Here is a 13309-nt window from a genome sequence, read left to right as displayed (position 1 = left end):
ATCAGTTGCCCTTGATATAGCGCGGAGGCGCGGGGCGCGGTGCTGGCGGGACAACCCGCGTTGCGCCGGGTATGACCTCCTCGCGCACGGTTTCCGTCACCACAACCCGCTGCTGCTGTTGATAGTGCACCGGCACATAAACGATCTGCTGTGGCGGCGCATAGCTGTAGCCGTAGTGAGGAGGCGCATAGCCATAACCGTATTGCACCGGAGCTGCCGGGGCATAGGCAGGTGCCGGGATATAGCGCGCCGCGCCATGGCCGTATTGCGAGAGATAGCTGTCGAGCGCGGCCTCGCAGTCATAGTCACCACGATCATTGCGACCCCCGCCAATCAGACTGCCGAGAAGCAGGCCGCCCAGCCCGCCAACCCCTGCACCGATCAGGGTTCCGCCGAGGCGGTCACCTGCGTCGGCAATACGATTTCCGGCGATGCCGCCCCCGATCGCGCCTAGCAGGGCGCCAATGATGCCGCCCCTCTCGCTGTCACCGCGATTGGCTGTGCGGCGTTCACATTCGGCGATCCACTGGTCGCGCTGGAACACGGCGGCCGCGGGAGCATGATGATAGGTCGGGGTATATTGCCGATACTGGTGTCCACCAGCGGGATAGGGGCTTGCCGATTCGATCACGCGGGTACGAGTGATGGTTTCGACCCCATTGGCGTCGATGGTCCGTTCCTCGAACTCCTCGATCACCGGTGCGGTTTGGTATTCCACCGGAAGGGCGCGGATTTCCTCGCTCGTCATCGGGGCGACGACCTGCGCCTGGGCGACGGCAGGCGCTGCGGCAGCTGCTATCGCGATACCGATGCCGCTACCGAATCCGAAGGCTGCTCGGCGAGTTTTGGACTTGAATTGCATGAGGTTCCCCCCGGAAGAATCGGCGCAAGGTGCGCGAGCGTGACAAAACGTATGGTTAGCAAGCGGTTTACCACCTGCTTTGCCAGCTCACCAAGCGCCCTTGCCGCCGGTGTCTCGTTTCGGGGCGATTGCCCGGCAGAAACTAGATGCGATCAGCCAGCATTTGCGCCAGCGCCTCCAGCCCGTCTGCGTCCGCTTCGGTGAACCGCGCCGGTTCGGGGCTGTCGAGATCGATAACCGCAACAACCTTCCCTTCGCGAATCACCGGAACGACCAATTCCGACCGACTCGCCGCATCACAGGCGATGTGGCCGGGAAAGGCGTGAACGTCTTCAACCAGTTGAGCCGTCTTGCTTTGGGCGGCGGTTCCGCAAACCCCGACACCCAAGGGAATCCGAATACAGGCCGGACGACCGACAAATGGTCCCAACACCAACTCACTTTCACCCCTGGCATTCTGCCCCATCCGGTAGAACCCGGCCCAGTTGAGATCGGGCAGGAATTCCCAGATCAGCGCGGCAACATTGGCCATATTGGCGACGCCGTCCGGCTCCGTGCTGGTCAATGCATCGGCGGCATCGCACAATTGGCGATAGCGCTCCGCCGGATCGAGGGACGGGTCGGGCTTGAAATCGTACACTGGCGTTATCCTGTTGTCGGAACCGGATGGCTCTTCTATCTCGCTTCACATGGGAATTCTTCGCAAACTCGCAATCGCTCTTGTCGTTTTCGCCGTCGTTGTCGCTGGCGGGCTCTATTATCTGTCGCGCGGGGACACCGCCGATCTCTCGGTTGATGCGGTTGCCGGGACTGATCCGACGCTGCAGGCACCGGAGGCGGAAAGCTTCCCCACCGTCCAGATTGCCAAGCCGGTGGGCTGGGAAGACGGGCAAGTGCCCGAGGCCGCCGAGGGCCTGACGGTCAATCGTTTTGCCGAAGGGCTGGAGCATCCACGCGTGCTCTATGCCTTGCCCAATGGCGATGTTCTGGTGACGCTGACTCGAGCGCCCGCGAAGGAAGGCGGCGACGGCGGGATCATGGATTCGATCAAGGGCTGGATCGCCTCCATGCTGCTGTCAGAAGCGGGCGCGACCGGCGCTTCGCCCAACCAGATCGTGCTGCTGCGCGATGCCGATGGCGACGGCGTTGCCGAAGTGCGCCAGACCATTCTTGAAGAGGGGCTGGATTCCCCTTCCGGCATGAGCTGGCGCGACGGTACTCTGTATGTTGCCAATCACAATGCAGTCCTCGCCTTTCCCTATGAGCTGGGTGCCGAAGCGGTGACGGGTGAACCGCGCAAGCTGATGGACCTGCCCGCAGGCGGGGGCCATTGGATGCGCAACATGGAGATAAATCCAGAGGGCAACCGCCTCTACATCGCCGTCGGTTCGGTCAGCAATATCGGCGAATCCGGCATGGCAGTCGAAGAAGGCCGGGCGATGATCTGGGAGTATGATCTGCAATCAGGCTCGGCGCGCCAGTTCGCGGCAGGGTTGCGCAACCCCAACGGGCTCGATTTCAGCCCTTGGTCGGGCGAATTGTGGACGACCGTCAACGAGCGCGACATGCTAGGTTCCGACCTTGTCCCTGACTATCTCACCAATGTTCCGGTGGGGGCGCAATACGGCTGGCCCTGGGTGTATTATCGCGACAACATCGACCGCCGTGTGAAGGCACCGATGCCGCGCTTCCTGCTCGAATACTCGCGCAATCCCGAATATGCGCTCGGCCCGCACGTCGCTGCGCTTGGTCTCGTGTTCACGGCAGAGGGCCACCGCATGGGTGACGCCATGGCGAGCGGTGCCTTCATTGCCCGGCATGGTTCGTGGAACCGCAAGCCGCCTTCGGGTTACGACGTCGTCTATGTCGCCTTTGACGAGCGCGGCAAACCGACGGGCAAACCTGTTCCGGTTCTCTCCGGCTTTCTCAACGCCGACGGCACCACAAAGGGTCGCCCGACCTGGGTCGAATGGGCCGGGGACGGGTCGTTGCTGGTGTCCGATGACACGGCCGGGATAATCTGGCGCACCCTTGCGCCCGACAGCGAGGCCGGTGCCGGGATCGAGCGCCTTCGCGGAGCGCCGCTGCGCCCGCAACGCGAACTGGTGGATCCGCGTGCGTCGTTCGAGGAAGATTACCTGCGCGAACAGGCTGGGCAGCAGATCCGCTAAAGCGTCAATCCCGCGCGGCCGGCCAGTTCGCAGGCGAACTGGTACGCCGTGCGGCCCGAACGGTTGCCGCGCGCAATTGCAAAGGCGAGCGCTTCCTCGGCATCGACTTCCAGCCCGAGCGGTTCCGCATAGCTGGCGACAATCTCGAGATAGGTTTCGCGCCCACAGGGATGAAACCCGAGCGTCAGGCCGAATCTGTCAGCCAGAGCCAGCGCATTGTCGCGCTCGTCGCGTTCATGGACGGCTTCCGCTTCGCCAGCCTCTCTCTGGACGATGGCCCGCCGATTGGAGGTGACTGCGATCCGGATGTTGCCGGGCCTTGCAACAATCCCGCCGTCCAGCAGGCTGCGCAGCGCAAGGTTCTCCTGCGCGCTGTCGGCGCCGAAGCCGAGGTCATCGACAAACAACAGAAACGCCCGGTCTTGTTTGGACAAGGCGGCAATCAGAGCCGGGAAGTGCGACAGGGCATCAGGTGCGATCTGCACCAGTCCGAGCCTCCCGGCTGCGCCCGCCTGGACAGCGCTCACCGCAGATCGGATCAGCGCCGACTTTCCCATTCCGCGTGCGCCCCACAAAAGCATGTCATGAGCGGCAGCCCCGGCCGCAAGCCGTTCGAGATTGGCGCAAACCGCAGCCTTCTGCTGATCGATCCCGCGCAGATTTCCGAGCGGCAATGCAGGGATATCTCCAACCGGCAAGACCGTCTCACCACGCCAGAAATACGCTGGAGCCGAAAGCCAGTCGGTTGGTGCCGGGGCCTGCGGGGCAAGGCGTTCGAGGGCATCGGCAATCCGCGCCAGAACGTCCTGTTGCGAGGCCATCCCGATCAACCGGCCAGTTTTTCGCTGGGTAGCGCGTAGAGCAGATCGGCCCCAGCCATCGCCCCGGCTTTCAGCCCTGCTGCTTCGGGCACGATCCGGTCGAGGAAGAACCGGGCGGTAACCGGCTTCGTCTCTGCAAGCGAGGGTGACGCGCCTGCGGCCACAGCTTCGACTTGTTTCGTGAATTGCCAGCCTGTGACTGCCACAGCTGCCATGGTGCAGAACGGGACGCTCCCTGCAAGACGATCATCGAGGCTCGCTTCGTCCCGCATCCAGCGGGCGATATCCATGCAGTCCTGCGCGAGACTGCGCAAACCCGGCTCGTCCTTGGCATCGGCTGCGATGGCGCCAAACAGGCCGATCATGGCTTCTCCGCCTTCAAGCCCCAGTTTGCGCGTAACCAGATCGGCGGCCTGGATTCCATTGGTACCTTCGTAGATCGGGGCGATCTTGGAATCGCGCCAGTGCTGTGCCGCGCCGGTTTCTTCGACGAAACCCATGCCGCCATGCACCTGTATCCCGATCCCGGCGACTTCGACGCCGATATCGGTGCCCCATGCCTTCAGCAGCGGAACCAGGATCTCGGCCCGGTTCTTCGCATCGACATTGCCCAGCGTTCCGCGATCGACCTGTCCCGCGCAGTAATACAACAAGGCTCGCGCGCCTTCGGTCAGGGCCTTCATGCGCAGGATCATCCGGCGAACGTCAGGGTGCTCGATAATGGGAACCGGGCTCTTGTCGGGCGAGCCTGCGCGCGCCGACTGCACCCGGTCGCGTGCATAGGCCAAAGCCTGCTGCGTCGCGCGCTCGCCAATTTGCACGCCCTGATTGCCGACATTGATGCGGGCATTGTTCATCATCGTGAACATGGCGGCGAGACCGCGGTTTTCCGCGCCGACCAGCTCGCCGATGCATTCGCCATTATCGCCGTAGGACATGACGCAGGTGGGAGAGGCGTTGATGCCGAGCTTGTGCTCAAGGCTGACCGGCCGCAGATCGTTGCGCGGCCCCAGGGTGCCATCGTCATTCACATGATACTTGGGCACCACGAACAACGAGATCCCGCGCGAACCTTCGGGTGCACCCGGCAGGCGGGCCAGCACCAGATGGATGATGTTTTCCGCCAATTCGTGATCGCCCCAGGTGATGTAGATCTTCTGTCCGGCAATGCGGTATTTGCCGGCGTGTGGCCCCTCGCTGATCGGCTCTGCAGTTGAACGCAGCGCCCCGACATCGCTACCGGCCGCTGGTTCTGTGAGGTTCATCGTTCCCGACCATTTGCCGCTGACAAGGTTGGGCAGATACTTTGCCTGCTGACCCTTGCTGCCGTGATGTTCCAGCGCCTCAATCGCACCGACCGACAGCATCGGCAGCAGGTTGAACGCCATATTGGCGGCACCGAGATTTTCGAGCACGTTGCAGGACAGTGCAAAGGGCAGGCCCTGCCCACCGAAATCGGTCGAACTGGCAATCGAGTTCCAGCCCTGCTCGACATAGGCATCATAGGCCGCCTTGAACCCATCCGGCAGGCGGACGACGCCATTTTCTAGTTTTGCCCCTTCAAGATCGCCGATCCGGTTGAGCGGTGCGAATTCGCCGGCCGCAAACTGTCCCACGCCTTCGACGATTGCCTCGACCAGATCAGCCTCCGCATGGGCGAATTTTTCCGCCTCGGCGAGCTCTTCGATCCCCGCGTTCACACGGATCGCGAGCAATTGGTCCTGGGTCGGTGGGGTGTAAGGTGTCACGTGGGTAACCTGTTCTGTTTTGGTTCGTGTCGAGAAGGGAAAATGCCAGTATGTCTTGGCATGGATCATCGAAGAATATAGCGGCCAGAAGATGAGCGGCAAGAACGTTACGGAAGTGGTGCAAGCGGATGCCGAGGGTGTCGGGCGAGCGGCGCGAATCCTAGAATCGGGAGGGTTGGTCGCACTTCCGACAGAGACGGTTTACGGCCTTGCCGCGCGAGCGGACAGCGCCGACGCCGTGGCGCGCATTTATGCGACAAAGGGCCGCCCCGACTTCAACCCGTTGATCGTCCATGTCCGCGACCGCGCCCAGGCAGAGGAAATCGCGCATTTCGATGATCGCGCCCTCGATCTGGCCGAGCGGTTCTGGCCCGGTCCGCTGACGATGGTGCTGCCTTTGCGCGAAGGGGCGCAGATTGCCGGCGCAGTGACGGCAGGTTTGCCCACCATAGCCTTGCGCCAGCCCGCACACCGCGTGATGCAGGCCGTTCTGGCGCAAACCGGTTTCCCTGTCGCTGCGCCTTCAGCCAATCGCAGCGAGGAAATCAGCCCGACCCAGCCGGATCACGTCGTCGCTTCACTGGGCGATGCTTGCCCTATGGTGCTTGATGGCGGGGCGAGCCAGAAGGGGCTCGAATCAACCATCGTGGCCTTGCGCGAAGGAGGTGAGTGGTCTTTGCTTCGCCCTGGCCCCGTCACAAAGGAAACACTGGAGCGCATTCTCGGGCCCGAAACGGCTGCGACTGACGCCGGGATTGAAGCGCCTGGCCAACTCTCCCGCCACTATTCCCCGGGCAAGCCCATGAAACTGAGCGCGAGCCGGGCGGAGGATGGAGAGTATTTCATAGGGTTCGGTGAACTGGATGGTGACTGCAATCTGTCACCATCGGGCGATCTGATTGAAGCGGCTGCCCGCCTCTATGATTGCCTGCACCGCGCTGCCGCCTCGGAAAAGCCTGCAATAGCGGTCGCTCCCATCCCCTATGGCGAAGTCGGCCGGGCAATCAATGATCGCCTGCGCCGGGCCGCAAGTCTGCCTGACTAACCGCGCTCGGGTTCAGCCGGAATAGTGGGCAGGATCTCCTGTATCTCGGCATAAATCGCCTCGGCATCCCGGCACGCTGAGCGATCGCCTTCATCGCATTGCTGCTGCTTTTCGCGATACTCTCGTTCGAGTTTGCCGAGCCGTTCTTCGCGCCTGCGTATCTCCCGACCCCTTGCCTCATCCGCCTCTGACTGGCTGGTGGTGGCAAGATCGACAGCCTTCGCGCCGACCCGCACCGGGGCGGTGACCACATTGGCCGCAGTCTTGACGATGCATCCCGACAGGATGAGCGAGGCGGCAGCAAGGGCCAGAAGCAAAGGAGCGCGCATGGCGTCAAACATGCGCGCTCCCGTGTGGAATGCAAGCCGACAACGGTCGGCCGTTGTTATTCGGTGCCGGGTTCTTCTGCGGCAATAGCTTCAGGCGCCGCTGCTCCCGGGGCCGGCTTGCAATCAAGCGTGCCCGAACCAAAGGAGTTGAGCGTGCATTTGGCACTGCCAACCACGGTGATATTGCCCGACCCGCCGATATTGGCTTCGACTTCACCATCCGACTTGAGCGTCACATCGCCCGATCCGCCAATCGAAATTTCGACGTCATCTGCGGTCAGTTCCGAAAAATCGGCACTTCCCGATCCACCGATCGATATTTCGAGCGCCTTGGCCGTGCCGGCGGCGAAAATCTCGCCAGCGCCGCCGATCACCACCTCAAGCTTGTCTGCCGCGACAGTGCCGAGCCTGATCGTTCCAGAGCCGCCGATGGTGGCTTCAGCGGTGGAGGCTACGCCGGGCGTCTCGATCTCGCCGCTCCCACCGATCACCAGCTCGCGCGGGGCGGCCATGGTGATGCGAATGATCGCGGAACCCGAATCGCCCCAGGAACGGCTTTCCCGCGTGACGCCCAACATGCTGCCGTCGCGCACGAAGCGCAGGTCCGACACGGCATCATCATCGCCTTCGACCGTGATCGTCAGTTCATCGCCTTCGGTAATGATGACCTTGTCACCCGATGCGACAACGATTTCATTCGGTACCGGGCCGCTCATATCGAGTTCGGCCAGCGGCACGCCTTCCTGACCGTTGATGGTAACATCCATGTCACCGCACCCTGACAGCGCGGCACCAAGCGCCATGGCCGCGAGCGGGGCCATCCTTTTGATGAGCCGATCCAACATTCCCGCCTCCGTCTGCTGCAATTGCATCAATAGCGTGTTACTGAGTTAATACACTATGATCTGACTTGCAAGGAGCATGGCTTGTGCCGGGCGCGCAAAAGAAAGGGGCCACCCTTGCGGATGGCCCCGAATCTCTTTCGAAACGGCTGGGAAGGATCAGGCTTCTTCGCTGTTCTCGTAATATTGCGGCGCGTGTTCACGCAGCACTTCGAGGATCTTCTCCAGCGCGGTGGCCTCGTCGGTCTCCTCCATCGCAGCCAGCTCGCGGGCGAGGCGGCTCGACGCGGCTTCGAAGATCTGGCGTTCGGAATAGCTCTGTTCCGGCTGGTCTTCGGGGCGGAACAGGTCGCGGGTCACCTCGGCGATCAGCACGATCTCACCCGAATTGATCTTCGCTTCGTATTCCTGTGCGCGGCGCGACCACATGGTGCGCTTCACCTTGGGCTTGCCCTTCAGCGTGTCCATCGCTTCTTTCAAGGTCTTGTCCGAGGACAGCTTGCGCATGCCGATCGATTCAACCTTGTTGATGGGGACGCGCAGAGTCATGCGTTCTTTTTCGAAACGCAGCACATAGAGTTCGAGTTGCATGCCGGCGATCTCTTCGCTCTGAAGCTCGATCACCCGGCCCACGCCGTGCTTGGGGTAAACAACGTAATCACCGACGGTGAAAGCGTGCGCATTGCTAGCCATGCGAGTTCCTTTCTTGTGGCCGTACGACAGCTGAAAAACGGACGAATTCCCTTGCGGTTCTGCTGCTTAGGGAGGGCGAGAACCGGGTTAACGTCGTTCAGGACTGTCGTTGCTGGGTAGCGGCCTTTCTGGTTTTTCTTCGCCAACGCCGGGACCAACCGGCGCAGTTGCAGCATTATATAACACAACCGCAACAATATTGCGAGTCGCAGTTTCGAGTGCGCATCTTGCTCCGGTTGCCCGCTTTCAAATGCTCAGCAATGCCCATATTGGTCGCGCAAGGACAAGCCGAACCGCGGCTTGGGCAGTAAAGGTCTTCGCTGTGCTGGCATACTTGGCGCTTCCGGTGCTTCTTAAACTGGGCACTACAATGCCACCGGCATACACCCCGGACGCATCCGAACAGGTTCAGGCGATTCTGCTCGAACTCGATCAGATCGAAACCGAAGACCTGCTCGAACAGCTTGAATCGCTGGCGCAACAGGGCGACGACAGCGCGGCCGAACTGCTGGGCGAGATCCATTCCTTTGGCCTGTTTGGCATCACCCGCAACCGTGCGCTTGCTTGCGACTATTTCGAGCGGGTGAGCGATATGCGCCCCGACGGCCTGCACAATCGCGCGACCTGTCATTTTGATGGAGAGGGGCGGGAGCAGGATTTCGAGAAAGCCCGAAACCTGTATCGCCTCGCCGCGCAAGGGGGCTGGCATCAGGCCTGGTGCGCCTATGGCAACATGCTGATTCACGGGCAGGGCGGGCCAGCCGACATTCCCGAAGGCTTGCGCCTTTGCCGCATGGCAGCCGCAGCCGGCGACCGCGATGCGCAAACCGATCTGGGTGGCTATTTCCTGATGGGTGTCGGCATGGAACGCGATCCGGTTGCCGCCCGCTTCATGCTCGAACAGGCGGCCAGCCAGGAGCAGGCCAATGCGGCGTTTCTGCTCGGGCAGATTCACGAGAAAGGTGACGGAACCCCGGTCGACAATCCGGCCGCAGGGGAATGGTTTGCAAAAGCCTATGAATGGGGGCGAGCGGACGCTGCTTTTCGTGCGGGTTCGGCATTGGCCCGCCGCGGCTTCAGGATGGAGGGCGAGGAGATGTTCATCAACGAGCCGCTCATGCGCGAAGCCATCGAATGGTTCGCGCTTGCCGAACGCTTTGATCCGGATGCGGATACCCGGGCAAAGGCATCAGAAATGATTGCCAGTGGCTCCAGATTGATCGCCGCCGCCAACAAGGCGTCGCACGAGTGAAGCCCGAATCGGTTTAGTCGCCTTCGCCCGGCTCAGGGCTGAAGTATTTCTCGAACTTGCCCTTTTCGCCCTTGTGCTCATCGGCATCAGCGGGCGGTTCCTTCTGGCTGGTGATGTTGGGCCATTCCGCCGAATACTTCGTGTTCAGCTCAAGCCATTTTTCCAGACCGTCTTCGGTATCGGGCAGGATAGCCTCTGCCGGGCATTCGGGTTCACACACGCCGCAATCAATGCATTCGCTGGGATTGATCACCAGCATGTTCTCGCCTTCGTAGAAACAGTCGACCGGGCACACCTCGACACAATCGGTATATTTGCATTTGATGCAGTCATCAGTGACGACGTAAGTCATTGAGCTTCTTTCATCAGGACAAGATCGGCCGAACTGGCCGGGTTTCGGACTTACGCGCTGCTAAGAGCAATTATCCCCGGGGGTCAAGCTCACGATAATGAGACTTGGCCAACGCGGGCGATGCCCGCCGCTCCGGGATCGACAGCACCTCCACCACGCGCACATCGTTGCCGACCATGAGGGTCAGCACATCGCCGACTGCAACATTCTCGCTGGTCCGCATCACCCGCTTGGCGTTGCGCCGCAGACAATGCGATTCGATCATTGCCCTTGCAACCGACCGCGTCCGGGCGAAGCGCAGATAGACAAGCAGCCTGTCGAGCCGGATCGTTTCCAGCGCGTCCGCGCTCATCCGCGCAGTAAATCCGCCAGCTTGTCAAAGGCGCCACCGGCGCGCGCCGGGCCGGTGTCTACCGGCTTGGCCGCCTGACGGGGCCTTTCACCCTTGTCTCTCTTGCGCGCTCCCGGCTTTGTCCGTTTGCGGTTGTCATCGCGCTTGGCCTTGGGTCTGCCGCTCCGCCGATCCACTTGCGGCCTGCGCAGTTTCTCACCCGGTCGCCGGGGGCGCCAGGTCCAGCCATCCGGGGCAACGGGGCCTTGCGCCCCTTCGGCCAGAGGGCGCGCACGGTGCACGCGGAAGCCTGCGCTGCCAAGCAGCCGCCGGGCGTTTTCTTCCTCCAGTCCGATCGAAATCGCGAGCGAAAGGTCGAGCCGGAACTGTGCATTGCGATCCTTGCCTGCAACCTTTGCTCGCGCATCGAAGGCGGCACGCAGTATCTTTTCCGCCAGATCGACGCGGATCATCTGGCCTCCTGCAAGGCGGTAGCCTGCTGGTACCGGCCCTTTTTCACTCAAGACCGGAAGCATCATTTCCTGCAGGGGGCGCTGGTCAAGGTTCAAGGCGTGGAGCAAGCGCCGCGGGGCCGGTTTCAGGAGCGCCGCAGCGAAGACATCCAGCGCGCCGAAGGTCACGCCCAGCTTGCGCAGATAGGGGCGCATCTCCTTGGGCAGATGCTCAAGCCCGGCGCTTTCGCGGTCGATACTGCCGCGAGCGTCTATGAGAGTAATCAGCAGACCTCGAGCCTCGCTCCCTGCTTCGGGATCGCGGGCCGCCTCGGCGAGGCTGCGAAGGGGCGCCAGTGGCTCCAACTGCCGCTCAAGCCATGCGAGCAATCCCGATTCGAGCTTTGCTCTGTCCGCTTCCGCCAGTGTTGAAAGCTCGCGCCCGAAGGCGAGGCGCGGCGTGCCGAAGTCGTCGGGCACCTCAATTCTGGCGAGCGCCTGCCCGGCCCATTCGATTGCACCATCACGGATCGAAAGTTCCGTGATTCCGTCGGACAACAGCCATTCTGCCCGCTGCGCCAGAATGGAAGGCAGAGCCCTTTCGCCGGCGGCGAGCAGCATCTTGCGCTCTCCCAGACCCGTGTCGGGATCAATCGCGAAACGGAAGCCGTCGAGACGGCCAATCCGTTCACCCTCCACGGTCACGGCTCCATCCTTTTCAAGCGATACGGGCAAGGCGGACCCATCCTGTCCGAGCGATTTCATAAGTATTGTCGTCCTCCGATTGACGAAACGTTCGGTAAGGCGCGCATGCAGCGCATCCGACAGCTTCGCCTCGACCGCGCGTGCGCGCGCAGCCATTTCGTCGCGGGCCAGAACCCAGTCCGGCCGTTGGCAGATATAAGCCCAGGATCGGATCGCGGCTATCCTTCCCTGCAAAGTGTCGATGTCACCCTGCACCCGATCCAGCTCAGCAATGCGTGCGGCAACGAAATCGGCGCCCAGATAGCCTGCGCGCAGGTCCTGCCACAGTCTTGCGACGAAACGGGCGTGGGGATCCACCCCAACCTGCCGAAAATCGGGGAGCGAACAGGCCTCCCAGAACCGCCGGACACTGCCAGCGCCACTCACGCTGTCCGCCAAGGGCTCGCTGGCCAACCGCTTCAGAACGGAAAGGTCGATCGCTTCGGGTGCGCCCCGCAGCATCTCGTGTTCGGGCCGGGCTTCAAGTTCGCTTATCAACGTTTCAATGGTATCGAAGCGCGGTTCGGCCTCACGCCAGTTCAAATGGGTTAGCGGCGCGAAATTGTGCTCTTCGATCGCGAACACTTCCTCGTCGGTGAATTCGACCGGGGCTCCTGATCGGCTGCCTCCTCCGGTGAGGGTGCCAAAACTGCCGTCGCGCTGATGCCTTCCTGCACGCCCTGCAATCTGCGCCATCTCCGAAGGAGTAAGGCGCCGCTTGCGCCGCCCGTCGAACTTCGTGAGCGCGGCAAAAGCAACATGGTGCAAATCGAGGTTGAGCCCCATGCCGATCGCGTCGGTGGCAACAATATAGTCCACATCACCGTTCTGGAACAATTCAACCTGCTTGTTGCGTGTTTCCGGTGAAAGCGCCCCCATCACCACCGCCGCCCCGCCACGAAACCTCCGCAAGGCTTCGGCCATGGCATAGACCTGCTCGATCGAGAAGGCGACCACTGCGCTGCGCGGCGGCAATCGTGAAAGCTTTGCCGTTCCCGCGTGCGAAAGGGTCGAGAAGCGGGGACGGTCAATCATCTCCGCACCGGGGATCAACCGTCTGACCACAGGTTCGAGCGTGGCCGAACCCAGGATCATCGTCTCTTCCCGCCCGCGCGCGTGTAGCAGGCGATCGGTGAAGATATGGCCTCGTTCGGGGTCCGCGCCGATCTGCGCCTCGTCGATCGCGACAAAGGCATGGCCGCCGCCCAGCCGGTCCATCGCTTCCATCGTGCAGCAGAAATAGCGCGCGTCGGGCGGCTCGATCCGCTGTTCGCCGGTTATCAGCGCGACCTGATTATCGCCTTTGATCGCGCGCACCCGGTCATAGACCTCCCGCGCCAGCAACCGCAGCGGAAAGCCCATCATGCCCGAGGAATGGCCGCACATCCGCTCGATCGCGAGATGGGTCTTGCCCGTATTCGTCGGGCCGAGCACGGCGCGTACCCGGCCCTGGTCCCTCGATCTTGCGGAATTGTTGAAGGTCACGCTGGCTCTTGTGTCAGGCTTGGGCGGGGCGGGCAATCCCGTGCGCGACGAATGCTGAAAGGGCTGTGAACGAGAAAAACGGATACGCAAAACGCCTTATCGCATGCGAGACTCGGCTGATCGCTGGTTAAGTGCAGATTTACCTTGATCGGCCATTGTCCCCGCGCAACAGACGTTGGCGA

General features: G+C 62.1%; 13 protein-coding genes. 3 read left to right on the top strand and 10 right to left on the bottom strand.

From position 1 onward, the window contains the following. Position 1: 1 nt before the first annotated feature. Positions 2-862: a hypothetical protein gene (locus tag AABA34_RS01865; protein ID WP_338303634.1), complete on the bottom strand. Its 861-nt coding sequence runs from the start codon at positions 860-862 to the stop codon at positions 2-4. A 142-nt stretch (positions 863-1004) separates the two neighbouring features. Then, positions 1005-1502: a GAF domain-containing protein gene (locus AABA34_RS01860; RefSeq protein ID WP_252259416.1), complete on the bottom strand. Its 498-nt coding sequence runs from the start codon at positions 1500-1502 to the stop codon at positions 1005-1007. A 49-nt stretch (positions 1503-1551) separates the two neighbouring features. Between AABA34_RS01860 and AABA34_RS01855 the strand changes: the two genes are divergently transcribed. Beyond that, on the top strand, positions 1552-3033 hold the full coding sequence (locus tag AABA34_RS01855) for a PQQ-dependent sugar dehydrogenase (RefSeq protein ID WP_338303633.1): 1482 nt from the start codon (positions 1552-1554) through the stop codon (positions 3031-3033). Here AABA34_RS01855 and AABA34_RS01850 read toward each other — a convergent pair. After that, positions 3030-3854, bottom strand: coding sequence for a DUF815 domain-containing protein (locus AABA34_RS01850; RefSeq protein WP_338303632.1), 825 nt, complete (start codon positions 3852-3854; stop codon positions 3030-3032). The genes AABA34_RS01855 and AABA34_RS01850 overlap by 4 nt on opposite strands. A 5-nt stretch (positions 3855-3859) precedes the next feature. Then, positions 3860-5602, bottom strand: a complete 1743-nt coding sequence (locus tag AABA34_RS01845) for an acyl-CoA dehydrogenase (protein ID WP_338303631.1) — start codon at positions 5600-5602, stop codon at positions 3860-3862. 91 nt (positions 5603-5693) lie between these two features. Between AABA34_RS01845 and AABA34_RS01840 the strand changes: the two genes are divergently transcribed. Next, positions 5694-6647 (top strand): L-threonylcarbamoyladenylate synthase, encoded by a 954-nt coding sequence (locus AABA34_RS01840; RefSeq protein WP_338304776.1) that lies wholly within the window; start codon positions 5694-5696, stop codon positions 6645-6647. Here AABA34_RS01840 and AABA34_RS01835 read toward each other — a convergent pair. From AABA34_RS01835 to AABA34_RS01825, 3 genes are all read right to left on the bottom strand, one after another. Then, positions 6644-6988, bottom strand: a complete 345-nt coding sequence (locus AABA34_RS01835) for a hypothetical protein (protein WP_338303630.1) — start codon at positions 6986-6988, stop codon at positions 6644-6646. The genes AABA34_RS01840 and AABA34_RS01835 overlap by 4 nt on opposite strands. A gap of 44 nt (positions 6989-7032) precedes the next feature. Beyond that, positions 7033-7743 carry a head GIN domain-containing protein gene (locus AABA34_RS01830; RefSeq protein ID WP_338303629.1) on the bottom strand — a complete coding sequence of 237 codons (711 nt, stop codon included), beginning with the start codon at positions 7741-7743 and terminating at the stop codon, positions 7033-7035. A 234-nt stretch (positions 7744-7977) separates the two neighbouring features. Then, complete coding sequence (locus AABA34_RS01825) at positions 7978-8511, bottom strand: CarD family transcriptional regulator (RefSeq protein ID WP_034956535.1); 534 nt, start codon at positions 8509-8511, stop codon at positions 7978-7980. Positions 8512-8881: 370 nt separating this feature from the next. On the opposite strand from AABA34_RS01825, the gene AABA34_RS01820 reads away from it, so the two are divergent. Further along, on the top strand, positions 8882-9763 hold the full coding sequence (locus tag AABA34_RS01820) for a tetratricopeptide repeat protein (protein WP_338303628.1): 882 nt from the start codon (positions 8882-8884) through the stop codon (positions 9761-9763). A 13-nt stretch (positions 9764-9776) separates the two neighbouring features. On the opposite strand, the gene fdxA is transcribed toward AABA34_RS01820, so the two are convergent. From fdxA to AABA34_RS01805, 3 genes are all read right to left on the bottom strand, one after another. Beyond that, entirely contained in the window at positions 9777-10115 is a 339-nt protein-coding gene (fdxA, locus tag AABA34_RS01815; protein WP_034956541.1) for a ferredoxin FdxA, read from the bottom strand. 70 nt (positions 10116-10185) lie between these two features. After that, positions 10186-10467 carry a S4 domain-containing protein gene (locus AABA34_RS01810; RefSeq protein ID WP_252259409.1) on the bottom strand — a complete coding sequence of 94 codons (282 nt, stop codon included), beginning with the start codon at positions 10465-10467 and terminating at the stop codon, positions 10186-10188. Next, entirely contained in the window at positions 10464-13127 is a 2664-nt protein-coding gene (locus AABA34_RS01805) for a helicase-related protein (RefSeq protein WP_445083749.1), read from the bottom strand. Before AABA34_RS01805 ends, AABA34_RS01810 begins: the two co-directional genes overlap by 4 nt. Positions 13128-13309: the final 182 nt, after the last annotated feature.

This window comes from Erythrobacter sp. Dej080120_24, from assembly GCF_036322605.1.
GTDB classification, from domain to species: Bacteria; Pseudomonadota; Alphaproteobacteria; order Sphingomonadales; family Sphingomonadaceae; genus Erythrobacter; species Erythrobacter aurantius.
The sequence above is the reverse complement of the archived record's forward strand: the minus strand, read 5'-3'. Positions and strand labels throughout refer to the sequence as shown.

Bases quoted from the DNA above. Each gene is read 5' to 3' on its own strand.
- AABA34_RS01840 (WP_338304776.1), top strand. From the start codon at position 5,694: ATGAGCGGCAAGAACGTTACGGAAGTGGTGCAAGCGGATGCCGAGGGT.
- AABA34_RS01820 (WP_338303628.1), top strand. From the start codon at position 8,882: ATGCCACCGGCATACACCCCGGACGCATCCGAACAGGTTCAGGCGATT.
- AABA34_RS01855 (WP_338303633.1), top strand. From the start codon at position 1,552: ATGGGAATTCTTCGCAAACTCGCAATCGCTCTTGTCGTTTTCGCCGTC.
- AABA34_RS01810 (WP_252259409.1), bottom strand. From the start codon at position 10,467: ATGAGCGCGGACGCGCTGGAAACGATCCGGCTCGACAGGCTGCTTGTC.
- AABA34_RS01830 (WP_338303629.1), bottom strand. From the start codon at position 7,743: ATGGATGTTACCATCAACGGTCAGGAAGGCGTGCCGCTGGCCGAACTC.
- AABA34_RS01835 (WP_338303630.1), bottom strand. From the start codon at position 6,988: ATGTTTGACGCCATGCGCGCTCCTTTGCTTCTGGCCCTTGCTGCCGCC.
- AABA34_RS01825 (WP_034956535.1), bottom strand. From the start codon at position 8,511: ATGGCTAGCAATGCGCACGCTTTCACCGTCGGTGATTACGTTGTTTAC.
- fdxA (WP_034956541.1), bottom strand. From the start codon at position 10,115: ATGACTTACGTCGTCACTGATGACTGCATCAAATGCAAATATACCGAT.
- AABA34_RS01850 (WP_338303632.1), bottom strand. From the start codon at position 3,854: ATGGCCTCGCAACAGGACGTTCTGGCGCGGATTGCCGATGCCCTCGAA.
- AABA34_RS01865 (WP_338303634.1), bottom strand. From the start codon at position 862: ATGCAATTCAAGTCCAAAACTCGCCGAGCAGCCTTCGGATTCGGTAGC.